Origin of the sequence: Agrobacterium sp. CCNWLW32 (genome assembly GCF_037083425.1) — a bacterium.
GTDB classification, from domain to species: Bacteria; Pseudomonadota; Alphaproteobacteria; order Rhizobiales; family Rhizobiaceae; genus Agrobacterium; species Agrobacterium radiobacter.
This window is the reverse complement of record NZ_JBAOJM010000003.1, coordinates 227,825-249,739: the sequence shown is the minus strand read 5'-3', so window position 1 is coordinate 249,739 and position 21,915 is coordinate 227,825. Positions and strand designations below refer to the sequence as shown.

General features: G+C 59.8%; 19 protein-coding genes. 11 read left to right on the top strand and 8 right to left on the bottom strand.

The window, feature by feature from the left end; translation table 11 throughout:
* Nucleotides 1-140: 140 nt before the first annotated feature.
* Nucleotides 141-1,124 carry a polysaccharide deacetylase family protein gene (locus V6R85_RS08530; RefSeq protein ID WP_111834687.1) on the top strand — a complete coding sequence of 328 codons (984 nt, stop codon included), beginning with the start codon at nucleotides 141-143 and terminating at the stop codon, nucleotides 1,122-1,124.
* Nucleotides 1,125-1,208: 84 nt separating this feature from the next.
* Here V6R85_RS08530 and sbmA read toward each other — a convergent pair whose 3' ends face one another.
* The 4 genes from sbmA to V6R85_RS08510 form a co-directional block, all read right to left on the bottom strand.
* The gene (gene sbmA / locus V6R85_RS08525; protein WP_060727457.1) at nucleotides 1,209-2,477 is read right to left on the bottom strand and encodes a peptide antibiotic transporter SbmA; all 1,269 of its coding nucleotides are present in this window, start codon (nucleotides 2,475-2,477) and stop codon (nucleotides 1,209-1,211) included.
* A gap of 183 nt (nucleotides 2,478-2,660) precedes the next feature.
* A complete protein-coding gene (locus tag V6R85_RS08520) occupies nucleotides 2,661-3,851 on the bottom strand; it encodes an MFS transporter (protein WP_111834686.1) in 1,191 nt (396 codons plus the stop codon).
* 259 nt (nucleotides 3,852-4,110) lie between these two features.
* Nucleotides 4,111-4,863 carry a type I methionyl aminopeptidase gene (map, locus tag V6R85_RS08515; RefSeq protein ID WP_003510360.1) on the bottom strand — a complete coding sequence of 251 codons (753 nt, stop codon included), beginning with the start codon at nucleotides 4,861-4,863 and terminating at the stop codon, nucleotides 4,111-4,113.
* A gap of 53 nt (nucleotides 4,864-4,916) precedes the next feature.
* Nucleotides 4,917-5,978, bottom strand: a complete 1,062-nt coding sequence (locus tag V6R85_RS08510) for an LLM class flavin-dependent oxidoreductase (protein WP_003510358.1) — start codon at nucleotides 5,976-5,978, stop codon at nucleotides 4,917-4,919.
* A gap of 220 nt (nucleotides 5,979-6,198) precedes the next feature.
* On the opposite strand from V6R85_RS08510, the gene V6R85_RS08505 reads away from it, so the two are divergent.
* From V6R85_RS08505 to V6R85_RS08485, 5 genes are all read left to right on the top strand, one after another.
* Complete coding sequence (locus tag V6R85_RS08505) at nucleotides 6,199-6,975, top strand: 3-hydroxybutyrate dehydrogenase (protein ID WP_003510356.1); 777 nt, start codon at nucleotides 6,199-6,201, stop codon at nucleotides 6,973-6,975.
* 137 nt (nucleotides 6,976-7,112) lie between these two features.
* Nucleotides 7,113-8,582, top strand: coding sequence for a xanthine dehydrogenase small subunit (gene xdhA / locus V6R85_RS08500; RefSeq protein ID WP_111834685.1), 1,470 nt, complete (start codon nucleotides 7,113-7,115; stop codon nucleotides 8,580-8,582).
* 3 nt (nucleotides 8,583-8,585) lie between these two features.
* Entirely contained in the window at nucleotides 8,586-10,925 is a 2,340-nt protein-coding gene (gene xdhB, locus V6R85_RS08495) for a xanthine dehydrogenase molybdopterin binding subunit (protein ID WP_162695558.1), read from the top strand.
* A gap of 14 nt (nucleotides 10,926-10,939) precedes the next feature.
* A complete protein-coding gene (gene xdhC, locus V6R85_RS08490; RefSeq protein WP_162695557.1) occupies nucleotides 10,940-11,794 on the top strand; it encodes a xanthine dehydrogenase accessory protein XdhC in 855 nt (284 codons plus the stop codon).
* Between the two features lie 237 nt (nucleotides 11,795-12,031).
* Nucleotides 12,032-12,961, top strand: a complete 930-nt coding sequence (locus V6R85_RS08485; RefSeq protein WP_060725195.1) for a LysR substrate-binding domain-containing protein — start codon at nucleotides 12,032-12,034, stop codon at nucleotides 12,959-12,961.
* Here the strand turns inward: V6R85_RS08485 and V6R85_RS08480 are convergent.
* Nucleotides 12,937-13,275: a hypothetical protein gene (locus tag V6R85_RS08480; RefSeq protein WP_003510346.1), complete on the bottom strand. Its 339-nt coding sequence runs from the start codon at nucleotides 13,273-13,275 to the stop codon at nucleotides 12,937-12,939. The genes V6R85_RS08485 and V6R85_RS08480 overlap by 25 nt on opposite strands.
* Before the next feature lie 503 nt (nucleotides 13,276-13,778).
* Here V6R85_RS08480 and puuD point away from each other — a divergent pair.
* The 4 genes from puuD (at nucleotide 13,779) to V6R85_RS08460 (ending at nucleotide 18,585) form a co-directional block, all read left to right on the top strand.
* Nucleotides 13,779-15,041 (top strand): urate hydroxylase PuuD, encoded by a 1,263-nt coding sequence (gene puuD, locus V6R85_RS08475; protein ID WP_111834683.1) that lies wholly within the window; start codon nucleotides 13,779-13,781, stop codon nucleotides 15,039-15,041.
* Nucleotides 15,038-16,348 (top strand): guanine deaminase, encoded by a 1,311-nt coding sequence (gene guaD, locus V6R85_RS08470; protein ID WP_111834682.1) that lies wholly within the window; start codon nucleotides 15,038-15,040, stop codon nucleotides 16,346-16,348. Before puuD ends, guaD begins: the two co-directional genes overlap by 4 nt.
* A 304-nt stretch (nucleotides 16,349-16,652) precedes the next feature.
* Nucleotides 16,653-17,372 carry a sulfite exporter TauE/SafE family protein gene (locus V6R85_RS08465; RefSeq protein ID WP_111834855.1) on the top strand — a complete coding sequence of 240 codons (720 nt, stop codon included), beginning with the start codon at nucleotides 16,653-16,655 and terminating at the stop codon, nucleotides 17,370-17,372.
* Between the two features lie 79 nt (nucleotides 17,373-17,451).
* Entirely contained in the window at nucleotides 17,452-18,585 is a 1,134-nt protein-coding gene (locus V6R85_RS08460) for an alpha-hydroxy acid oxidase (protein ID WP_162695579.1), read from the top strand.
* A gap of 193 nt (nucleotides 18,586-18,778) precedes the next feature.
* Here the strand turns inward: V6R85_RS08460 and V6R85_RS08455 are convergent, their stop codons facing one another.
* Together V6R85_RS08455 and V6R85_RS08450 are read right to left on the bottom strand one after the other, a co-directional pair.
* Nucleotides 18,779-19,123, bottom strand: coding sequence for a DMT family transporter (locus V6R85_RS08455; protein ID WP_003509523.1), 345 nt, complete (start codon nucleotides 19,121-19,123; stop codon nucleotides 18,779-18,781).
* Nucleotides 19,120-19,704 (bottom strand): TetR/AcrR family transcriptional regulator, encoded by a 585-nt coding sequence (locus V6R85_RS08450; RefSeq protein ID WP_111834852.1) that lies wholly within the window; start codon nucleotides 19,702-19,704, stop codon nucleotides 19,120-19,122. Before V6R85_RS08450 ends, V6R85_RS08455 begins: the two co-directional genes overlap by 4 nt.
* 190 nt (nucleotides 19,705-19,894) lie before the next feature.
* Here V6R85_RS08450 and V6R85_RS08445 point away from each other — a divergent pair, with 190 nt between their 5' ends.
* On the top strand, nucleotides 19,895-21,163 hold the full coding sequence (locus tag V6R85_RS08445; protein ID WP_031233541.1) for a D-alanyl-D-alanine carboxypeptidase: 1,269 nt from the start codon (nucleotides 19,895-19,897) through the stop codon (nucleotides 21,161-21,163).
* A 3-nt stretch (nucleotides 21,164-21,166) separates the two neighbouring features.
* On the opposite strand, the gene V6R85_RS08440 is transcribed toward V6R85_RS08445, so the two are convergent.
* On the bottom strand, nucleotides 21,167-21,910 hold the full coding sequence (locus V6R85_RS08440; protein ID WP_060725201.1) for a metallophosphoesterase family protein: 744 nt from the start codon (nucleotides 21,908-21,910) through the stop codon (nucleotides 21,167-21,169).
* Nucleotides 21,911-21,915: the final 5 nt, after the last annotated feature.

The window sequence follows — 21,915 nt, the reverse complement described above, 5'->3', positions numbered from 1 at the left end:
TCCCCCGGTGGAACGAAGCGGCCCTATCACCGCAGTTGAGAACAGGAATTAGGCCGAAAGTCATGAAAACGCCAGACTATTCAAAGCTTCGCCTTATTCCACCCGCAAAAGGCCACGGTGTTTCATATGACGGATAACTGATGTTTCGCCCATTTACCGCTTTTTCCCTGTCGCTTCTCGCCGCCCTTCCCGCATTTGCCGAAGAGGCGCAGAAGCCGAAGCAGCTCGTCATCGTGTCCTTCGACGGTGCGGGCGACAATACGCTGTGGGAAAGAAGCCGGGCGACGGCGAAGGAGGTCGGCGCGCATTTCACCTATTTCCTCGCCTGCACGCTGGTGATGGACAGGAAGACCAGCGCCAAGACCTATCAGGGTCCCGGCCAGAAGGCCGGCCGTTCCAATGTCGGTTTCGGCCAGTCGCCGGAAGAGGTGGAGACAAGGCTTAGAAACATCTGGGCCGCCTATCGCGAAGGTCACGAGATCGGCAACCACACCTGCGGCCATTTCGATGGCGGCCAGTGGACCGCGGAACAATGGGATGGCGAATTCACCACCTTCACAAGCACGCTGGAAAACGCCTGGCAGATGATCGGCAAGAAGGGCGAAGAGCCCGAAGGCTGGCGCGAGATGGTCAAGAACATCAACGGTTTCCGTGCGCCCTATCTCTCACAGGGCCCGGCGCTGACCGCCGCGCAGAAAAAACACGGCTTCGTTTATGACGCCACCAGCATCACCAAGGGACCGGAATGGCCGGTGGAGCGCGAAGGCATCGAACATTTCGGCCTGCCCCTCGTTCCCGAAGGACCGGGCAACCGCCCGATCATCGCCATGGACTACAATCTCTTCATCCGCCACTCCATCGGCATCGAGACGCCGGATCGTTCGAAGGAATTCGAGGAACGCGCCTATGCCGCCTTCCGCACCGCTTTTGACAGGCAGTATAATGGCGAGCGCATTCCCCTGCAGATGGGCTTTCACTTCGTGAAGATGAATGGCGGCGCCTATTGGAATGCCTATGAGCGGCTGCTGCGCGAGGTCTGCCACAAGACCGATGTCGCCTGTGTGAGCTATGCCGAAGCCATGCCGATGATCGAGGCGCGCAAGAAGCAGAAGACCGAAGGTTAAACCCGACCGCGGATCATCCTCGGGCTTCTTCCTTGGACCGAAGCAACAGGTGCAAAAGGCGGCCGAGGGGCCGCCTTTTCTTACTCAGGGCTTGTTGGCCGCCAGTTCACCGGCTTCCGCTTCCCGCTTCAGATAACGCTCATCAATATCCGGCAGGGGCTTGTCGTCAATCGCAGCCTCAAAGGCCACAAGACGCTTGTGGATTGAAAGCAGCTCGATGATCGTCGTCCAGGAATTGACGAGATACTGGAACGAATTGCTGACCTGACCGAAGGCCGTGGCGATCTGCTGGTAGATACCATAGGTGATCTTGCCCGCCACGATGGTCGGAACGAGCATCAGAAGCAGGAACACCGCATCGGCCTGAATGTAGAAATATCGTGCGACGTTGAAATAGAGATAGTGCCAGTACATGCGGAAATAATTCTTCCGCACATTGGAGTAGAGTTCCTTGACTGTCGGCGGCTGAGCGCGGTCGGCGTGGTCCTCGCCATAGACGAGCTCCTTGCGGTAAGCCGCTTCCACACGCTGGTTGCGGAAGTTCAGGCCGGGCAGTTTGATGCCGACCGTCGCCAGAAGCACCGTACCGAACACCGACCAGACAATCGCCAGCCAGAACAGCGCATGCGGCACTTCGCCGAGGATCGGCAATTCAGAGACATAGGACGACAGCGCAAACAGGATCGGCAGGAACACAACGAGCGTCATCACCGAATTGATCAGCGTGATGCCCAACCCTTCGAGCGTCGAGGAGAACCGCATCGTATCTTCCTGAACGCGCTGGGACGCACCTTCGATGTGACGCAGCTTTTCCCATTTCGACATGTAGAAGTCGTTCATCGCGGTTCGCCAGCGGAAGATATAATGGCTGGTGAAGAAATCCGTCAGGATCGAAACGGCCATGCTGAGAAAGGCGATCTTGGCGAAGACGATTTGAAGACTGTAGAAATCCCAGACCTCGATACCCGGCTGTTTCGAAAGGGCATTTTGCAGAAGATCGCCGAAAGGCCGCCGGAAATTGTTGATCACGACGGAAATCTGAACGCCGAAATAGGTCACCGCGATAATCAGCAACGATCCCCAGATGGACCAGTATTTCCAGGGATGATCCTTGGCGATAACGGTCCACACGCCGCCGAACGCCGCCAGGCACAAGGCGAGATAGCCGTAAAAGAACAGATTCGCCGGGACCAGGAAGTAGCTGAGATCGTAGGGTTCCTGTTCAGGCATTACATAGCCCCAAGACCGACCTAACCCTTCAACGATGAAGTACCATCCAAGAATGGCGAAAAAAGCCCAGATAATGGCCGACGTGAAGAAGATTTTCGGTTTGGGAAAGAAGGAATGAAACACGTTTCGAACTCACGCGCGTTTGAAATCAGCCATTATTGGCGAAGCACTAGATGGCCCGAACCTAGGGCAGAAATTTGTGCACAGCAATGAAGAAGCGCTGACCTTAACAAGATGTAAGGCGTGCGCGGCGGACAATCCCCAAGGGAAACACCAGATTAAAGGCAGGAAAAGACGACCCGTGGCCTAGCTCCGCCGCTCCGTGGCGAGCACCGGCAGCATCAGGAGAATGCTGACGACGAGCACGGCCGAAGCGAGAATGCTGGGCGCGGTAAAACTTCCCGTCACCTCAGCAATCCAGCCGGCGGCAAGCGGCCCGACAATCTGGCCCGTGCCGAAAGCGGCCGTCATCAGCGCAAAGGCGCGGCGCGGGCTCGGCCCGGCAAATTCCCGGCCGAGCTGCAGGCCATAGGCGGTGATGACCATGAAGGTCAGTCCGAGAAGCAGGCCGCCGGCGAGAACACCCGGCACGGGCGGCAGCATCACCGAAGCGAAGACGCCGACGGCTTCCAGCGCCAGCACGATCACGAAAGCACGTTTCAGCCCCTGCGATTTCAGCACCGGTTTCCAGAGGAAAAGCGAAATGGCGGCGGCGCAACCGGTGATGAACCAGGCGAGAAACTCAACGAAAGCACCGGCGGCGGCCATGCGCGCTATCGCCACGATGAAAGTGGCGGTGATGACGTAACCGAAGCCGAAAAGCCCGTAGGCGAGCGTCGTCAGAACCAGCGGCCGTGTCCAGCGAAGCGGCGGCTCCGCCACCGCGGATGCATGCCGCGGCGGGCCAGCGGGAAGCACGCGAAAGACGAGAAGAAATGTGACGAAGGAAAAGACCGCGCCCGCAATCCATTCCTCTCTCCACGAGGAACCACCGCCGTCAAAAACGACGCCGATCAGATAGACCGCAAGCGAAGAAATCGCGATACCCGCGCCGACGCCGCCATAATGCAGCGCCTGGATCGTGTCCCTGCCCGCCTTCATGGCGTGGCCGATAACGATTTGCGAGGTGAAGATCATGGTCATTGCACTGGCGACACCGGCAAGAAACCGGATGACGGTGAAAGCCGCGACGGAACTGAAAGCGGCCATGGCAAGAAGCAGCGCAGCGGTGGAAAAGAGGCCGCAAAGGGCCACCAGCCGCTCCCGCCCCGACCCCCATGAATAGGCGGCCAGAACCGCACCCGCCAGATAACCGGCGAAGTTGCCAGCAGCCACGATCCCCGCATCCCCCGCCGAGAGCGGAACATCCGCCATCATGCCGGGCAGGATGGGCGTGAAGGAAAAACGGCCGAAACCCATGGCGGAGGCCATCATCAGCGCCCCGGAAAATCCGAGTGCGGTCAGATGTTTGGCGGAAAGTGGCTTGTCGATGCTCATGCATGGCTTATCGCAACGGGGCAGATAAGGGACAAGCGAGTTATTTTGATCGGCGTCATAAGCGGTCGTTATCGGTGCGAGACCTCAGGTGAAGGATACGGCACCGCGCCCTCCAACCCTCATTCCTGCGCTTGTCACAGGAATCCAGCCGACGCGCGTCGGCGCGACGAGAGGGCTCTTTTCAGCCCAAGGACTTGGGCTGGCTGGATCCCTGTGACAAGCACAGGGATGAGGAGATGGAAACCCGACAGCCCCACCCTCACTCGGCCAGCGTCAGCACCAGCGGCCCGTTCTTCGTCGCCACAACCGTGTGCTCATACTGCACCGTCGGCGCACTCGGATCGCTATAGAGCGTCCATGGATCGTCATCACCGTCCTCGGCCCAATAAGCTCCCGTCGACAGAAATGGCTCGACGGTGAACACCATGCCTTCCTGCATGATGCGGCGCTCGTCCTTGTCCGGCCAGGTCGCCAGCTCCTTCGGCTCCTCATGCAGCGAGCGGCCGATGCCGTGGCTCGCCAGATTGGTGATCAGCGTATAGCGGTTCTTTTTCGCGAAAGCGCCGATGGCATTGCCGATATCGGCAAACGGCCTGCCGGTCTTCACCTGCTGAAGACCCGTCCACATGGCGCGTTTGCCATCGCGGCAGAGGCGCTCGATTTCCTTCTTCACCGGCGGCACGGCAAAAGACGAACCGGTATCGCCGAAGAAACCGTTCTTCACGGCCGAGACATCGATATTGACGAGGTCACCCGCCTTGATGATACGCGGTCCCGGAATGCCGTGGGCCACTTCCTCGTTAACGCTGATGCAGGTTGCCCCGGGGAACTTGTAGCAGAACTCCGGCGCCGATTGCGCGCCATTATCCTCCAGCACCTTGCGGCCGATAGCATCCAGCTCGGCCGTGGTGATGCCGGGTTCCAGCGCGTCCGCCATGGTCTGCATGGCAACGGCGCAAAGGCGACCGATATCCTTGAGCAGAACCAGTTCTTCTTCGGTGGAAATGACCATGTCTCTGTCCGTCGTTCTGTCTGGCGGGTCTGAAAGCGCCCGCCTTGTAATAATCAGGCCGTGGCTTTCACCGGATCGGCGCTCCCCGTCAATTCTTTTCTGACGATCGGGGCGACTTTCGTACCATAAAGCTCGATGCCGCGCATGATCTGGTCGTGCGGCATCAGGCCGATGGCCATCTGCAGCAGGAAGCGATCATTCCTGAACACGCCATGCGCCTTGATGATCTTTTCCGCCACCAGCTCCGGTTCGCCGAGGAAGAGATTGCCCTCCGGTCCGCGCGCCGCATCGAAATGGGCACGGTTCGTCGGCCCCCAGCCGCGTTCGCGACCGATGCGGTTCATCACCTCCGCCTGCGGGCCGTAAAACTGGTCGGCCGCCTTGTCGGTGGTGTCGGCAATGAAACCATGCACGTTGATGCTGGTGCGCAGCTTGGTCTTTTCCTGACCCGCCCTGCGCGCAGCCTCATGGTAAAGATCGAACAGCGGCGCAAAGCGACGATATTCACCGCCGATGATGGCAAGCGCCACCGGCAGCCCCATCGCGCCAGCCCGCGCCACCGATTGCGGCGTGCCGCCGACGGCGATCCACACCGGCAGACGCTCCTGCAACGGACGCGGATAAACCCCACGCCCATTGATGGCCGGGTGCTTGGTGCCGGACCAGGTGATGATTTCCTGTTCGCGCAGCGCCAAGAGCAGATCGAGCTTTTCAGCGAAGAGCACGTCGTAATCTTCGAGATCGTAACCGAACAGCGGATAGGATTCGATGAAGGAACCACGCCCGGCCATAATCTCGGCCCGGCCGTTCGACAGGAGATCGACGGTTGAGAATTGTTGGAACACCCGCACCGGATCATCCGAACTCAGCACCGAAACGGCGCTCGTCAGGCGAATGTTCTTCGTCTTCACGGCGGCTGCCGCCAGCACAGTTGAGGGCGAGGACACGACATAATCCGGACGGTGATGCTCACCGAGGCCAAAAACATCGAGCCCGACCTGATCGGCAAGCTCGATTTCCTCCAGCAGATGTTTGAGACGGCGCGCGCCTTCCGGCCCGCGACCATCGGCGGGGTTGGGATTGACATCCGCGAATGTGTAAAGACCGAGTTCCATAAACGATACCTCTGTTTGCTTGCCTCAGAGATAGGGGCCGACGCCCCCGCAGGCAAATGCAAAATCTGGCGCAAAATCTGGATGCTTAGCTTCGAAAAAATGGATGGGCGTGGCCGGATTCACCCCTCTGTCACCCTCACCCGAAATCGCGATTGCCAGCCCGCCCCCTTTGGGCATACGCTGCTTAAACATGTGCGAAGTAATGCAAAAAGGGGAAAGCATGCATCGGACAGTTATCGTGACAGGCTCTACAAGCGGTATCGGTCTTGCCATCGCGCAGAGATTTGCGCGGGAGGGCGCCAATATCGTACTGAACGGCTTCGGCGACGAAGACGAGATCGAAAAACTGCGGCTGTTGCTGGAAGCCGAAAGCGGCGGGCGTGTGCTTTACCACCCCGCGGATATGACGAAACCGGACGAGATCGCCGACCTCATCCAGTCCTCGCACGAAAAACTCGGCTCGGTGGATGTGCTCGTCAACAATGCCGGCATCCAGCATATCGCGCCCATCGAGGAGTTTCCGACGGAAAAATGGGACTGGATCATCGCCATCAATCTGACCAGTTCCTTCCATACCATGCGCGCCGCGATACCGCTGATGAAGAAGGCCGGCAAGGGCCGCATCATCAACATTTCCTCGGCCCACGGTCTCGTCGCCTCACCGTTCAAATCGGCCTATGTGGCGGCCAAACACGGTATCATGGGCCTGACGAAGACGGCAGCGCTTGAGCTTGCCCAGACCGGGGTTACCGTCAACGCCATCTGTCCCGGTTATGTACTCACGCCGCTCGTCGAAAAGCAGATACCTGAGATGGCCAAGGTGCGCGGCATCAGCGAAGAAGCGGTGAAGAACGACGTGATGCTGGAGCTGCAGGCGACCAAGCAGTTCGTCACCGTCGATGACGTGGCCGCCGCCGCCATATTTCTGGCCAGCGACGCCGCAAGCAACATCACCGGCACCCATATTTCCGTGGATGGCGGCTGGACGGCGCAATAATTGCCAGATTTTCTTTCCGTTATGGAAACAATGAATTGCCAAAACGGAAATCGATATGCGCGCAAGAGCGTGCATAGATACGTCAAGATAATCACAAGAAACCGGCTCGGCAGCTGGTCAAAACAGCAGGGCATTGCATGAAGGACGCGATCAGCTTCATCCTCAACAACGAAACGGTTTCGTTGAAGGATTTCGGACCGACGGACACGCTTCTCGATTACCTCCGCATCAGCAAGCGGTTGACCGGGACCAAGGAAGGCTGCGCGGAAGGTGACTGCGGCGCCTGCACGGTGCTGGTCGGGCGGCTGCTTGATGGTTCTCTGCGTTATGAAAGCGTCAACGCCTGCATCCGCTTTCTGGGCTCGCTGCACGGCACCCATATCGTGACCGTTGAGCATCTGGCCGCCCGCGACGGCACGCTGCACCCCGTGCAGCAGGCCATGGTGGATTTTCACGGCTCGCAATGCGGTTTCTGCACGCCGGGTTTCATCATGTCGCTTTATGGCCTGTGGCTTACCAGCGAAAACCCCGGCCGCGCTGATATCGAAAAGGCGCTGCAAGGCAATCTCTGTCGATGCACGGGCTATGAGCCGATCGTGAAGGCCGCCGAAAAGATCGCCACTGCGCGCCCAAGCGCGCTGTTCGACCCGCTGCAGCGCGACCGCACCGACATCATGGCAAGGCTCTGGGCGATCCGCGAAAACGAGACGATCACCGTCGTCAGAGGCGAGGATCGCACCATCATTCCGGCAACGCTTTCCGATCTGACCGAGATTTACGCTGCCGAGCCGAAGGCGACCATCGTTGCCGGCTGCACCGATGTCGGCCTATGGGTGACGAAGCAGATGCGGGCGCTGAACCCTGTCATCTTCATCAACAATCTCGGGGATCTGCAGACCATCGCTGTGGATGAGAACGGCATCACGCTCGGTGCCGGCGTTACGTACAGCCAGGCCTTCAAGACCATTGCAGAACATTTTCCGCCGCTTGCCCGGCTGTTTGACCGGCTCGGCGGCGAGCAGGTGCGCAATATGGGCACGATCGGCGGCAATATCGCCAACGGTTCGCCCATTGGCGACACGCCCCCCGCCTTGATCGCACTCGGCACGACGCTCACCCTGCGCTCGTCTTCCGGCAACCGCAGCCTGCCGCTGGAAAGCTATTTCGTCGATTACGGCAAACAGGACCGGCTGAGCGGCGAATTCGTCGAAAAACTCTTCATTCCGTTCCGGAAGCCGGAAAGCCGTTACGCCGTCTACAAGATTTCCAAGCGGCGCGACGAGGATATTTCCGCGCTGTGCGCCGCCTTCAACCTGACGCTTGACGCCGATGGCGCGGTCGAAGATATCCGCATCGCCTTCGGCGGCATGGCCGGCACGCCGAAACGGGCCGCGCATCTGGAGGCAGCGCTTCTCGGCAAAGAGTGGTCGCAGGAAACGATCGATGCGGCGCGCGATGCGCTGGATGAGGATTTCACGCCACTGACGGACTGGCGTGCGACGGCCGAATATCGGCAACTGACGGCCAAGAACCTGCTGACGCGGTTTTTCCTTGAGACTTCAGGGGAGAAGCAGGAACTAACACGCTTCACTTTGGAGGAGGCTTGAACCATGGACACCACAAGCTTCGACAAGACGAAGACCGAAATCGACGGCCCGATGCATGCCTCGCTCCGGCACGATTCCGCGCATAAGCATGTGACCGGCAGCGCCGAATATATCGATGATATTCCCGAACCCGCCGGCCTCGTTCACGGCGCGCTCGGCCTTTCCGACCGCGCGCATGCCGAAATCGTCTCCATGGACCTGTCAGAGGTAGAAGCCACACCGGGCGTGCTCTGGGTGATGGTTGGCAAGGATGTGCCCGGCGAAAACGATATATCTTCCGGCGGCCGTCACGACGAACCGCTGCTGGCCGAAACAAAGGTGGAGTTCCACGGCCAGCCGATTTTCGCAGTCTTCGCCGAGACCCGCGATATCGCCAGAAAGGCGGCCCGCAAGGCGAAGATCACCTATAAGGACCTGCCGCATTTCACCGATATCGACACGGCGATTGAAAATGGCGGTGCGCTCGTCATCGATCCGATGACGCTGACACGCGGCGATGCCAAGCTGGAAATGGATGTGGCGCCCCGCCGCCTCACCGGCACGATGCGGATCGGCGGGCAGGAGCATTTTTATCTCGAAAGCCACATTGCCATGGCTGTGCCCGGTGAGGATGACGAGGTAACGCTGTGGAGCTCCACCCAGCATCCCAGCGAAATCCAGCACATCGTCAGCCATATGCTTCAGGTGCCGTCCAACGCCGTCACGGTGCAGGTGCGCCGCATGGGCGGTGGCTTCGGCGGCAAGGAAACGCAGGGCAACCAGTTTGCCGCCCTCTGCGCCATTGCCGCCAAGAGGCTGAACCGAGCCGTTAAAATCCGCCCCGATCGCGACGAGGACATGACGGCGACCGGCAAGCGCCATGATTTCCGCGTCGATTACGAGCTGGGCTTCGACGAGGAAGGCCGCATCCACGCCGTTGACGCCACCTATGCGGCGCGCTGCGGTTTTTCCTCCGATCTGTCAGGCCCGGTAACCGACCGCGCGCTCTTCCATGCCGACTCCAGCTATTTCTATCCGCATGTACACCTCACCTCCCGGCCGCTGAAAACCCATACGGTTTCCAACACCGCCTTTCGCGGTTTCGGCGGTCCGCAGGGCATGCTCGGGGCTGAACGTTTCATCGAGGAAATCGCCTATGCCGTCGGCAAGGACCCGCTTGATGTCCGCAAGCTGAATTTCTACGGAGAGACCGGCTCCGAGCGCACCACGACGCCCTATCATCAGGAGGTCGAAGACAACATCATCGCCCGCATCGTCGAGGAACTGGAAGCTTCCAGCGAATACCGTGCGCGCCGGCAGGCAATCGTCGAGTTCAACAGGACGAGCCCGATCATCCGCAAGGGCATCGCGCTCACCCCTGTCAAATTTGGCATCTCCTTCACCATGACCGCATTCAATCAGGCGGGTGCCTTGGTGCATATCTACAATGACGGCTCGATCCACCTGAACCATGGCGGCACAGAAATGGGCCAGGGCCTTTATACCAAGGTGGCGCAGGTGGTGGCCGATGCCTTCCAGGTGGATATCGGCCGGGTGAAAATAACGGCCACGACCACGGGCAAGGTGCCGAATACCTCGGCCACCGCCGCCTCCTCCGGCTCCGATCTCAACGGCATGGCGGCCTATGACGCCGCCCGCCAGATCCGCGAGCGGCTCGTCAAATTCGCCGCCGAGAACTGGAACGTGCCGGAAGAAGAAGTCGTCTTCCTGCCGAACCGGGTGCGGATCGGGCTTGAGGAAATCGCCTTCAACGACTTCATCAAAAAGGCCTACTTCGCCCGCGTGCAGCTTTCCGCCGCCGGTTTTTACAAGACCCCGAAAATCCACTGGGATCGCGCCGCCGGTCGCGGTACGCCGTTTTATTATTTCGCCTATGGCGCGGCATGCTCGGAAGTGTCGATCGATACGCTGACCGGCGAATATATGATGGAACGCGCCGATATTCTCCACGATGTCGGCAAGTCGCTGAACCCGGCCATTGATATCGGCCAGATAGAAGGCGCCTTCGTGCAGGGCATGGGCTGGCTGACGACCGAGGAATTATGGTGGGACGGCAAGGGGCGGCTGCGCACCCACGCTCCCTCGACCTACAAGATCCCGCTCGCCTCCGACCGGCCGAAGAGCTTTAACGTCAAGCTGGCGGAATGGTCGGAAAATGCCGAACCCACCATCGGCCGCTCCAAGGCCGTGGGCGAACCGCCCTTCATGCTGGCGATCTCGGTTCTCGAAGCGCTCTCCATGGCCGTCGCCTCCGTCGCCGATTACAAGGTCTGCCCACGGCTTGACGCGCCGGCAACGCCCGAACGGGTGCTGATGGCGGTGGAACGGCTGAAGAAGGTGTGAGGGGGCCAGCGCCAATGCCTGATATCCCCCTGTCCGCGTTCCTCGCCCGCCTTGTCCCCGCAATCCTCGTGGAAATCGAGGCTGTGAAAGGCTCATCGCCGCGTGAGGCTGGCACCTTCATGCTGGTCTCGCAAGACGGCATGTGGGAAACCATCGGCGGCGGGCAGTTTGAATATATGGCGATAGACCACGCCCGCGCGATGTTGAGGAGCGGTGCCGCCGAAGACCGCATGGATATTCCGCTCGGCCCGGAAATCGGCCAATGCTGCGGCGGGCGCACCCTGCTCCGGTTCCGGCGCGTAACAGCGGAACTCGCGGCAACGCTCGAGGCAAGGCTGAAGGGCGAAGCCGCACAACAGCCGGCCATCTTCATTTTCGGGGCGGGTCACGTCGGCAAGGCACTGGCGCAGGCTCTGTCGCTCCTGCCCTTGACCCTGACTGTTGTGGAAACCCGTGAAAACGAGTTGCACGGTCTTCCGCAGGAGGTCACATCCGTGCTGACCCCCATGCCGGAGGCGCTCGTTGCGAGAATTCCGGCAAACGGGGCTGCGATCATCGTCACCCACGATCACGCCCTTGATTTCCTCATCGCCAGGGAAGCGCTGGCCCGCGACGATCTCGCTTATGTCGGCATGATTGGCTCCAAGACCAAACGCGCCACCTTCGCCCATTGGCTGGAACGGGAGGGAGAACCCCCTTCCCGCCTTGAAAAACTCGTCCTGCCCATCGGTGGCAATGGCGTCAGGGACAAGCGGCCTGCAATCATAGCGGCCCTTGTGGCAGCCGAGTTACTGCAAGCATTTTCCGCTGCCGAAACCCGTCGCAACGAAAATCAACGCGGCCATCCTCAAGACCAAGATCACGCCTGAGCCCATCCGGCAGACTTTCATCCGCCAGATTGTCTGGCGCAAGGCTTTCAAGGGTAAACCGTTCCGCTGTCCGCAGACCCGCACGCAGGCGGGACCACGCGCGCAAAAGTGCTGTGCGCATGTTCGTCTCCATTCAAAAATGTCAGAAGCTCAGTTGATGAATTGAGCTAAAAATGCTCTGTTTTCCGAATAAAAACCAATGAAACCTTTGGCCGCTGACATAAAGAGAACTTATCCATGAAAATGTCCCGCCAGTTCCCCCTGAATGCCCTGCGCGTGTTCGAAGCCGCAGCGAGGCATCTGAGCTTCACCAAGGCCGGCGAGGAACTGGGCATGACGCAGACGGCGGTCAGCTATCAGGTGAAACTGCTGGAGGAGAATGTTGGCGAGCCGCTCTTCATCAGAAAGGCGCGGCAGGTTGTGCTGACCGAGGCCGGGCAGAAACTGGCGCCGAAGGTTGCGGAAGCCTTCAACACTTTGCGGGAGGCCGTCGATAATGTGCGCGACACCTCCGACACGACCCTGACAATCCATTCCACCGCGACTTTTGCGTCGCGCTGGCTTTCGCGGCATCTGGGCGCCTTCCAGCTGGAACACCCATCAATCGCCGTGCGGCTCGACACATCAAGCACATTGATCGATTTTTCCCAGTCAGACTGCGATGTCGCCATTCGCTGGAGCAAAGATAACGGCAAAGGGCTGATCTACCATCAACTGCTGCGCGGCGTTTATACGCCGATGCTGCATCCGAGCCTTGCCGAAAGCATCGGCGGATTGCACAAACCGGAAGACCTGCTGCGCCTGCGCATTATCGATCCCGGCGATGTCTGGTGGAGCCAGTGGTTTCAGGAAGTGGGCGTCGAAAATCCCGGCCTCGACCGTTATCCCCGCAGCCGCCTCAATGTGCAGGCCTTCGAAGCCGCCGCGGCAATCGCCAGCCAGGGCGTGGCCATGCTCACCCCTGAACTCTACGCCGATGAGATTGCCCTCGGTCGACTTTATCAACCCTTCGAGCACCTCAGCAGCGAAGGAAAGAACTATTGGCTGGTCTACCCTGAAAACCGTAGGAACATTCGCAAGATAAGGCTGTTTCGCGACTGGATACTGAAGCGGATCGAGGAAAGCCGGCAGCAACAACCGCCTCAAAACCCCATGTCCGGCGCATAGAAACAGCGCGGCGTATCCTCATCCGGAAACAGGCAGAGATGATATTCGCCATCTTCTGATCGTCTTGCCTCGCGCTGCGACCAGCTGAAAACGTGGCGTCGGGTGACCATGCGGTGATCGCCGGGTGCGAGCGAGACCTCATAACCGTCAGGCGTCACACGAACGCTTCGCGTGGGAATCATCTGGCAGTCGCCGGTTTCGGCGTCACCATTGCAGCAGTAGCTTTCATATTTGAACCCCTTGTGGGATTCATGCGCAAGCGCGGTGGCGCTGAATGCCAAAAGCAGGAAGAGGACCGTCAGAACAAGGCGCATCGGCATGGTCTCCGTTGAAACAACGGCGGCCGCCGGAAGATCATTGCGTCCCTTTATTCAAATTTCACATCAACACCCACCCGGACACAACGGCACCGGGAACTGCGATACCTGCCCCCTGATCTGCCCCACCCAGGGTTCGCAGCGCCCGCTTTCGGAAGAACCGCCAGCGAAACATGTCATTGAAACCCTGCGCATCGGCGTAAAACCGGAATGGATTTCCGACGAGGCGCGCCCGCGGGCTCCGCAGCCTTATATTTTAGCACATCAGCAGACTGCACAAAGGATAATAGCTGAGTCGCGTTAGCCAGCTAAGCACAAACTGCGACAGGAATGAGCGGCTGCAACTTTACCGGGCCAGCCCGCGTGCATGGGCGAACCGAAACGAGATTGCGGACACAAAGGCATCGGATTGTGAACAATCACGTTCCAACCTTTGCTTTTCACTTTCCTAACGGTCAAATTTCTCGCAAGGTGCGCTGCACAAGGATCAGGGGAACCGCATGTACGAATACGCCATTGCGTGGGAATGGATGGCTTTTGCCGTCCGCTGGCTCCACGTCATCACCGCCATCGCCTGGATCGGCTCATCCTTTTATTTCATCGCGCTCGATCTCGGGCTGGTCAAACGGCCGCATCTGCCGCCGGGGGCCTATGGCGAGGAATGGCAGGTACATGGCGGCGGTTTCTATCACATCCAGAAATATCTGGTCGCCCCCGCCCAGATGCCCGAGCACCTGACATGGTTCAAATGGGAAAGCTACGTCACCTGGCTTTCCGGCTTCGCCATGCTCTGCATCGTTTATTACGGCGGCGCGGATCTCTTCCTGATCGATCATTCGGTACTGGCGCTTACCCAGTTCCAGGCCATCTGTCTTTCGCTCGCTTCGCTTGCCATCGGCTGGCTGTTTTATGATTTCCTCTGCAAATCGCCGCTCGGCAACAATACCTGGGGCCTGATGATCGTGCTCTATGTCGCGCTGGTGGCGATGGCGTGGGGTTATACTCAGGTTTTCACGGGCCGCGCCGCCTTCCTGCATCTCGGTGCGTTTACCGCCACCATCATGTCGGCGAATGTGTTCTTCATCATCATTCCCAACCAGAAGATCGTGGTTGCCGATCTGATCGCCGGGCGCACGCCGGACCCGAAATACGGCCGCATCGCCAAGCAGCGCTCGCTGCACAACAACTACCTGACGCTGCCCGTCATCTTCTTCATGCTGTCGAACCATTATCCGCTGGCTTTTGCCACGCAGTTCAACTGGATCATCGCCGCACTCGTCTTCCTCATGGGCGTCACCATCCGCCACTGGTTCAACACCACCCACGCCCGCAAGGGCAAACCGACATGGACCTGGCTGCTGACTGCGCTGATCTTCATCGTCATCATGTGGCTTTCCACCGTGCCGAAAGTGCTGACCGGCGAAGAGGAACAGAAGGCCGCCACCCTCTCCCCCATGCAGCAGCAATTCGTCAGCGACGCCCATTTCGCCAAGGCGCGTGATGTGGTTCAGGGCCGCTGTTCCATGTGTCATGCGGCCGAGCCGGTGTGGGAAGGCGTGCCCTTCACACCCAAATCCCTGAAGCTCGAAACCGACGAACAGATCGCCGCCCACGCGCGTGAAATCTATTTGCAAGCCGGGCGCAGCCATGCCATGCCTCCCGGCAACATCACAGCCATCACCCCGGATGAGCGCAAGGTGCTGACCGCCTGGTATGAAAGCGCGGTGTCCGGGACAGGAAAAGCCGAAGGAAAGACTGAATGAGCATGGTTCTGCTGCGTGGCCGCCTGCTGAGCTTCCGCCGCGCGCCGCTCTCGATCGACGATACGCAAAGCTATCTCTATATCGAAGATGGCGGCCTGCTTCTCGAAAACGGCAAGATTGCCGCCATCGGCGATTATGCCGATATTCGCAGCCAAGCGCCTGATGACATCGAGGAAAAGGATCACCGGCCGCATCTCATCGTGCCCGGCCTTATCGACATGCACCTGCATTTTCCGCAAATGCAGGTCATCGGCTCATACGCTGCCAATCTGCTGGAATGGCTGAACACCTATACCTTCCCGGAAGAATGCCGTTTCGTTGAAACCGCGCATGCCCAGCGCATCGCCACGCATTTTTACGACGAACTCCTGCGCCACGGCACCACCACTGCCGCCGCCTATTGCTCCGTGCACAAAACCTCCGCCGACGCCTTTTTTGCCGAAGCCATGAAGCGCGACATGCTGATGGTTGGCGGCAAGGTGATGATGGACCGCAACGCCCCGCAGGGCCTGCTCGACACGCCGGAGACCTCCTACGACGAGACGCGGGCTGTCATCGCCGACTGGCACGGCAAGGGCCGCAACCACGTCGCCATCACGCCCCGCTTCGCCATCACCTCCACGCCGAAGCAGATGGAAGCAGCCCAGGCGCTGGCGCAGGAATTTCCCGATCTCTTCATCCAAACGCATCTCTCGGAAAATCTGGACGAGATCAAATATACCTGCGAGCTTTACCCCGAAGCGACTGATTATACCGATATCTACGTGCGTTACGGCCTGATGGGCAAAAAGACCCTGCTCGGCCACGCCATCCACCTCTCCGAGCGCGAAGCGGACGTGCTCTCGGAAACTGGCGCCGTGGCCGTGCATTGCCCCACCTCGAACCTGTTCATCGGCTCCGGCCTCTTCCCGATGAAAAAGCTGCAGCGTCGCGAAAAGCCGGTGCGGATCGCGGTTGCGACCGATATCGGTGGCGGATCGAGCTATTCCATGCTGCGCACCATGGATGAGGCCTACAAGATCCAGCAATTGCTGGGCGAACGCCTGAACCCGCTGGAAAGCTGGTATCTGATGACGCGCGGCAATGCCGAGGCGCTTTCCATGGTCGACCGCATCGGCACCCTGGAAGCCGGCACGGACGCCGACATCACGGTGCTCAACGCCTCTTCCACCCCCGCCATGGCGCTGAAGATGGAAGTAGTGAAAAGCCTGACGGAAGAACTGTTCCTGATGCTCACCATGGGCGACGACCGCACCGTCGTCGAAACCTACGTGGCCGGCAAGGCGATGAAAAGCACGCTTGCATAGTTCGGCTTGGGCCGAAGCACTTAGCCACAAACTCATTTACACAGTCACATATTGAATCGAGCGGGTGCCGCGTCTTTCTTCTCCCCGCCGGGGAGAAGTCCGCGGCAGCGGGATGAGGGGGCAAGGGTGGTGAGATACGGCAACGTCGCCCCCTCATCCGACCCTTCGGGCCACCTTCTCCCCGGCGGGGAGAAGAAACCGTGCCGCACCCGCTCGCTTTCTATGTCTGGCTGGCACCCCCGGCCAAAATGCGAATGACCTCTGGAGTGCGCCCGTGCCGGATTTAGACACAACCACCATGCTGATGGTTTTTGCCACCTTCACCGTCGCAGGCATCGTCAAGGGCGTCACCGGCATGGGGCTGCCCACCGTCGCCATGGGCGTGCTCGGCCTCTTCATGCCGCCGGTTGTTGCCGCAGGGCTGCTCATCCTCCCTTCCTTCATCACCAATATCTGGCAATTGCTGGCCGGCCCGGATTTCAGGGCTATCGTGGCGCGGCTCTGGCCGATGATGATCGCCATCGCCGCCGGCACGCTTCTCAGCGTCCGGCTGATGACGGCAGGCGCCGGCATCTGGACCACGTCGGCGCTCGGTTTGTGCCTTGCGGCGTACGCGGCCTACAGCCTCTTCGCAAAGCCCTTCGCCATTCCTGCGAGACTGGAACCGAAGCTCTCCCCGACCATTGGACTGGCGACCGGCCTGCTGACCGGCGGCACCGGCATTTTTGTTGTTCCCGCCGTGCCCTATATCCAGTCGCTCGGCTTCAGCCGCGACGATCTCGTGCAGGCGCTCGGCCTTTCCTTCACTGTTTCCACCGTCGCACTCGCCGCAGGCCTCGCCTCGCAGGGCGCCTTCCATGTCGAGCATCTGTCGCTGTCCGCGCTCGCCATCCTGCCGGCACTTCTCGGTATGTGGCTTGGCCAGAAGATCCGTAACATCGTCAGCCCTGCGACATTCCGGCGCTGGTTCCTCATCTGCCTGCTTTTATTGGGAGCCGAACTGTTTTTGCGGGCTTTCTGGTGATCAACCCCGTCGATTTTGATGTTGCAGCCATCCCATTCATGTTATGTGAAGCCATCATTCAAATGTGAAGGCTTTATCCATGGGCAAAATCCTGACCATAGCGGACCTGAAGCAACAGGCTCAGCGCCGTGTGCCAAAAATGTTTTTCGACTACGCCGATAGCGGCGCTTGGACGGAAGGCACCTACCGCGCCAATGAGGATGATTTTTCGAAGATAAAGCTGCGCCAGCGTGTGCTGGTTGACATGACCGACCGGTCGCTGGCGACCGAAATGGTCGGCCAGAAGGTCTCCATGCCGGTAGCGCTCTCCCCCACCGGCCTCACCGGCATGCAGCATGCCGATGGCGAAATGCTGGCCGCCAAGGCTGCGGAGGAGTTCGGCGTGCCCTTCACGCTCTCCACCATGAGCATCTGCTCCATCGAGGATGTCGCCTCCGTCACCTCGAAACCCTTCTGGTTCCAGCTTTACGTGATGAAGGACCGGGACTTCGTCAACAATCTGATCGACCGCGCCAAGGCCGCCGGATGCTCTGCGCTGGTGCTGACCCTCGACCTGCAGATTCTCGGCCAGCGCCATAAGGATCTGCGCAACGGCCTGTCCGCCCCGCCGAAATTCACCCCGAAACACATCTGGCAGATGGCCACGCGGCCGAAATGGTGCATGGACATGCTGCGCACCAAGCGCCGCAGCTTCGGCAACATCGTCGGCCACGCCAAGAATGTCTCCGACCTGTCATCGCTCTCCTCCTGGACGGCGGAACAGTTCGATCCGCGCCTGTCCTGGAAGGATGTCGAATGGATCAAGCAGCGCTGGGGCGGCAAACTGATCCTCAAGGGCATTCTTGACGAGGAAGATGCGCGCGCCTCTCTCGATACCGGCGCCGACGCCATCATCGTCTCCAACCATGGCGGCCGCCAGCTCGACGGCGCGCATTCCTCCATCGCGATGCTGCCGAAGATCGTCGACGCCGTCGGCGATAAGGTCGAGGTGCATATTGATGGCGGCATCCGCTCGGGTCAGGATGTGCTGAAAGCGGTCGCGCTCGGCGCCAGGGGCACCTATATCGGCCGGCCTTTCCTTTATGGCCTCGGTGCCGATGGCAAACAGGGCGTGACGACAGCGCTCGAGATCATCCGCAAGGAGATGGATGTCAGCATGGCGCTTTGCGGCAAGCGGCTGATTACGGATGTGGATCGCAGTATTCTGGCGTGATGGTGACAGAGGGCGGTAGTCTCTCTTCCGTCATGCCGGACTTGATCCGACATCCAGCCACAGCGCGTCTGCGCCGTGAGAAATCAGCCTTTCGCGATCAAGGACTTGACCGCACTGGACCCCGGATCAAGTCCGGGGTGACGGAGTGTGTATATCGCCCTCTGTCACCAATCCCACATGCAAATAACCACCCTCAATGCCCCACCGTCTTCGAAAACACATTCACTATCACCACGCCGGTGATGATGAAGCCGAGGCCGACCACGGCGGCGAGATCAAGCGTCTGCCGGAAAACAAAATACCCGATGCCGGAAATCAGCACGATGCCGAGCCCGCTCCAGATCGCATAGGCCACACCGACCGGCAGCGCCCGCAGCGTGAATGACAGCAGATAAAATGCCGCACCGTAAAACAGCGCCATCAGCACTGTCGGCAGCAACCGGGTGAATTGCTGCGACTGCTGCAGGAAAGAGGTGGCGATGACCTCGCAGACAATGGCCGCGACGAGCGCCCCATAGGTGAAGATTGCCGCGTTCATCGTTCCATTTCCTTCTTCGTCTGGGCGATCATCCGGGCCTTGAGAGCCGCCCTGTCGCCACCTGCCCTGCCGTCATCGGCCAGAAGATCGGCAAACCAGATGCCGTCAGCTGCAAGCCTTACGAGCTCCAATACCACCCCCTCATCCGTTTCCTTGTGACGGATGAGACGTCCTTCGTACCAGCTGGTCCACATGCGCCGAAGCGACGGTTCACCGACCATCGATACCGATAGCGCAGCCCACTGCCTGCCCGATTCCCGGTCGCGATCGGCAAAAACCGCGTTCACATAGGCCCGGGTGAAGCATCCATGGGCTTCACGATCCTGTGAGATGAGCACGTCGATTTCCGCATCCAGCGCCGAAAGAAGGTCCGCCATGACAGCTTCCAGCAACGCCTGCTTGGAGGCGAAATGGTGAAACAGCCCACCCTTCGTCACCCCCGCCGCGTCCGCCACCGCCTGCACGGAAAGCGCCGCAACACCTTGGTCAGCAGCAAGTTTCGCCGCGCAATCGAGAAGATTGCGGCGCACGATCTCAGGCTGCTTCTTGCGTTCATGTGCATTTGTCATGACAGTAAACATACCGGATGGTTGGTTTCTTTTCAAGAAAATTGTGAGGGCAGCCATCGGGTTGAAATTCATACTTAATTAAGCATGAAAACGATCTCTAAAGTTTTAGCGGTTTTGTTGCCGGAAAGTGTCAGTAAAACTTCGTCCATCGCGGCGATCGAACAAAAAGGGGTGGATTATGTCGGGAACGGTCAAACGGGGAATGGCGGGTGCATGGGTTTTCGCACTCACCTTCTTTTGCGCGATCCTCTCATTGCAGGCATCCCCTGCGCAGGCCGGCTATGCCCATTTCATCATGGATGCCAATACCGGCAAGGTTCTGGCCTCCCGAAATGCCGATGTGCTGAACCACCCGGCATCACTCACCAAGATGATGACGCTTTACATGACCTTCGAGGCGCTGCACGCCGGGCGGCTTCGCTGGGACCAGAAGATAACGATGTCCAAGAATGGTGCAGCCGTTATCCCCTCGAAGCTCTATGTGCGACAGGGCAAGACCTTCACCGTGCGCGAGGCTGTTTATGGCATGATCGTCAAATCCGCCAATGACATGGCCGAAGGCATGGGCGATCACCTCGGCGGCTCCGAAGCGCGGTTCGCCGACATGATGACCCGCAAGGCCCGCCAGCTCGGCATGACCAAGACGGTGTTCCGCAACGCCTCCGGCCTGCCCAGCAAATCGCAGGTGACGACCGCGCGCGACATGGCCAAGCTCGGCCTTGCGCTGCAGCGCGACTTTCCCAAGGAATATGGCCTCTTCGCCATGGAATCCTTCAGTTTCCGGGGAAAACGCATCCGTGGCCACAACAATCTGATGTATCGTTATCAGGGCATGGACGGCATCAAGACCGGTTATACCAATGCCTCCGGCTTCAACCTCGTCAGCGCCATCAATCACAATGGCCGCCGCGTCGTCGGCGTCGTGCTGGGCGGCAAGACCGCGCGCAGTCGCGATGCGCAGATGGCCGCCCTTCTCGACAAGGCCGTGCCGCAGGCATCGAGAAGCCGCAATACCGAACAGCTCGTCGCCAGCGCCAGTGTCAGCCGCACCTTCGATGTGCCGCCCGCAGCCGTGCCGCTCCCCATGTTCGCCGAACGCCGCTCCGACCCGGTCGCCATGCAGATCGCCACGGCCAACAACCAGATGGCCGACATGATCCAGGTCTCCGCCATTCCGAAACCCGCACCCGCCGCTGCCATTGGCCAGCCCACGGGCCAGAGAAGCCGCTGGGAAGTGCAGATTGCCGCAACCGACAGCGAAGCCGCCGCACGCTCGCTGCTCGCCAATGCCCGTTCCAACATCGGCAGCTATGCCGGGATCGCTCCCTATACCGAAGCAGTACAAAGCGGATCGGCGACGCTCTACCGCGCCCGGTTCACCGGCTTCGAAGATCAGTCTTCGGCCGTTTCCGCCTGCAAGGAACTGAAGGCGCAATCCTACGCCTGCGTGGTGATGACCAGCGAGGGGTGATGACTAGCGCTTCAGCCAGCCGTTCTCCAGTGCATCAGCCAGATAGGGAATGCCGTTGACCCGCGCCATTTCGGACATGGCCAGATTGTCGTAACGGATATTCCGGAAATAGACCTGCCAACCGCGCCCGGTCTCTTCCAGCACGGCATAGGTGGCGAGCGGATGGCCGGCCTCGACGTGATGGTCGAAAGGCGTGTCGTCCTTCCAGCCGGGGCAGCCGACGCTGCCGGGATTGACGATCAGCCGGCCATCGGAAAGCTGCACGGCACGGGGAATATGCGTGTGGCCGCACAGCATCAGCGGCTGGGTGATACCATCAGCCATGGCTTCGATTTCGGCGAGCGGCCGCAGTTTCAAAACGCCTTCCGGCGAAAGCGTCTCGAGCCAATATTCCAGATCGCCGCGCGGTGAGCCGTGGCAGCAATAGGCGACGTCCTTGAACACCATGCTGAACGGCAGCGTTTGCAGCCAGTCCATATGGGCTGGGCTCAGCTGCGCATGCGCGGGTCGTTCCCAGCTCCCCATCTCCTCCGGCGCGCGCTCGATCAGCTCGCGGTCATGATTGCCGCGAATGCTGGGTATCCAGTTGCCAACAAGCACATCGCCGGTAAATCCCGCTTCCAGCGGACCGCTGAAACAATCACCGAGATTGACGATGTCCTTGATGCCAAGCCTGGCGATATCCTCCAGCACGGCTTCGAGTGCGGCGCAGTTTCCGTGAATATCGGCAATGGCGGCAAAGATCATGGCGA

Excerpts from the sequence above, each read along its gene's own strand:
- V6R85_RS08530 (WP_111834687.1), top strand. The coding sequence starts at position 141 with ATGTTTCGCCCATTTACCGCTTTTTCCCTGTCGCTTCTCGCCGCCCTT.
- V6R85_RS08520 (WP_111834686.1), bottom strand. The coding sequence starts at position 3,851 with ATGAGCATCGACAAGCCACTTTCCGCCAAACATCTGACCGCACTCGGA.
- map (WP_003510360.1), bottom strand. The coding sequence starts at position 4,863 with ATGGTCATTTCCACCGAAGAAGAACTGGTTCTGCTCAAGGATATCGGT.
- V6R85_RS08510 (WP_003510358.1), bottom strand. The coding sequence starts at position 5,978 with ATGGAACTCGGTCTTTACACATTCGCGGATGTCAATCCCAACCCCGCC.
- V6R85_RS08505 (WP_003510356.1), top strand. The coding sequence starts at position 6,199 with ATGCATCGGACAGTTATCGTGACAGGCTCTACAAGCGGTATCGGTCTT.
- xdhA (WP_111834685.1), top strand. The coding sequence starts at position 7,113 with ATGAAGGACGCGATCAGCTTCATCCTCAACAACGAAACGGTTTCGTTG.
- xdhB (WP_162695558.1), top strand. The coding sequence starts at position 8,586 with ATGGACACCACAAGCTTCGACAAGACGAAGACCGAAATCGACGGCCCG.
- xdhC (WP_162695557.1), top strand. The coding sequence starts at position 10,940 with ATGCCTGATATCCCCCTGTCCGCGTTCCTCGCCCGCCTTGTCCCCGCA.
- V6R85_RS08485 (WP_060725195.1), top strand. The coding sequence starts at position 12,032 with ATGAAAATGTCCCGCCAGTTCCCCCTGAATGCCCTGCGCGTGTTCGAA.
- V6R85_RS08480 (WP_003510346.1), bottom strand. The coding sequence starts at position 13,275 with ATGCGCCTTGTTCTGACGGTCCTCTTCCTGCTTTTGGCATTCAGCGCC.
- puuD (WP_111834683.1), top strand. The coding sequence starts at position 13,779 with ATGTACGAATACGCCATTGCGTGGGAATGGATGGCTTTTGCCGTCCGC.
- guaD (WP_111834682.1), top strand. The coding sequence starts at position 15,038 with ATGAGCATGGTTCTGCTGCGTGGCCGCCTGCTGAGCTTCCGCCGCGCG.
- V6R85_RS08465 (WP_111834855.1), top strand. The coding sequence starts at position 16,653 with ATGGTTTTTGCCACCTTCACCGTCGCAGGCATCGTCAAGGGCGTCACC.
- V6R85_RS08460 (WP_162695579.1), top strand. The coding sequence starts at position 17,452 with ATGGGCAAAATCCTGACCATAGCGGACCTGAAGCAACAGGCTCAGCGC.
- V6R85_RS08455 (WP_003509523.1), bottom strand. The coding sequence starts at position 19,123 with ATGAACGCGGCAATCTTCACCTATGGGGCGCTCGTCGCGGCCATTGTC.
- V6R85_RS08450 (WP_111834852.1), bottom strand. The coding sequence starts at position 19,704 with ATGTTTACTGTCATGACAAATGCACATGAACGCAAGAAGCAGCCTGAG.
- V6R85_RS08445 (WP_031233541.1), top strand. The coding sequence starts at position 19,895 with ATGGCGGGTGCATGGGTTTTCGCACTCACCTTCTTTTGCGCGATCCTC.
- V6R85_RS08440 (WP_060725201.1), bottom strand. The coding sequence starts at position 21,910 with ATGATCTTTGCCGCCATTGCCGATATTCACGGAAACTGCGCCGCACTC.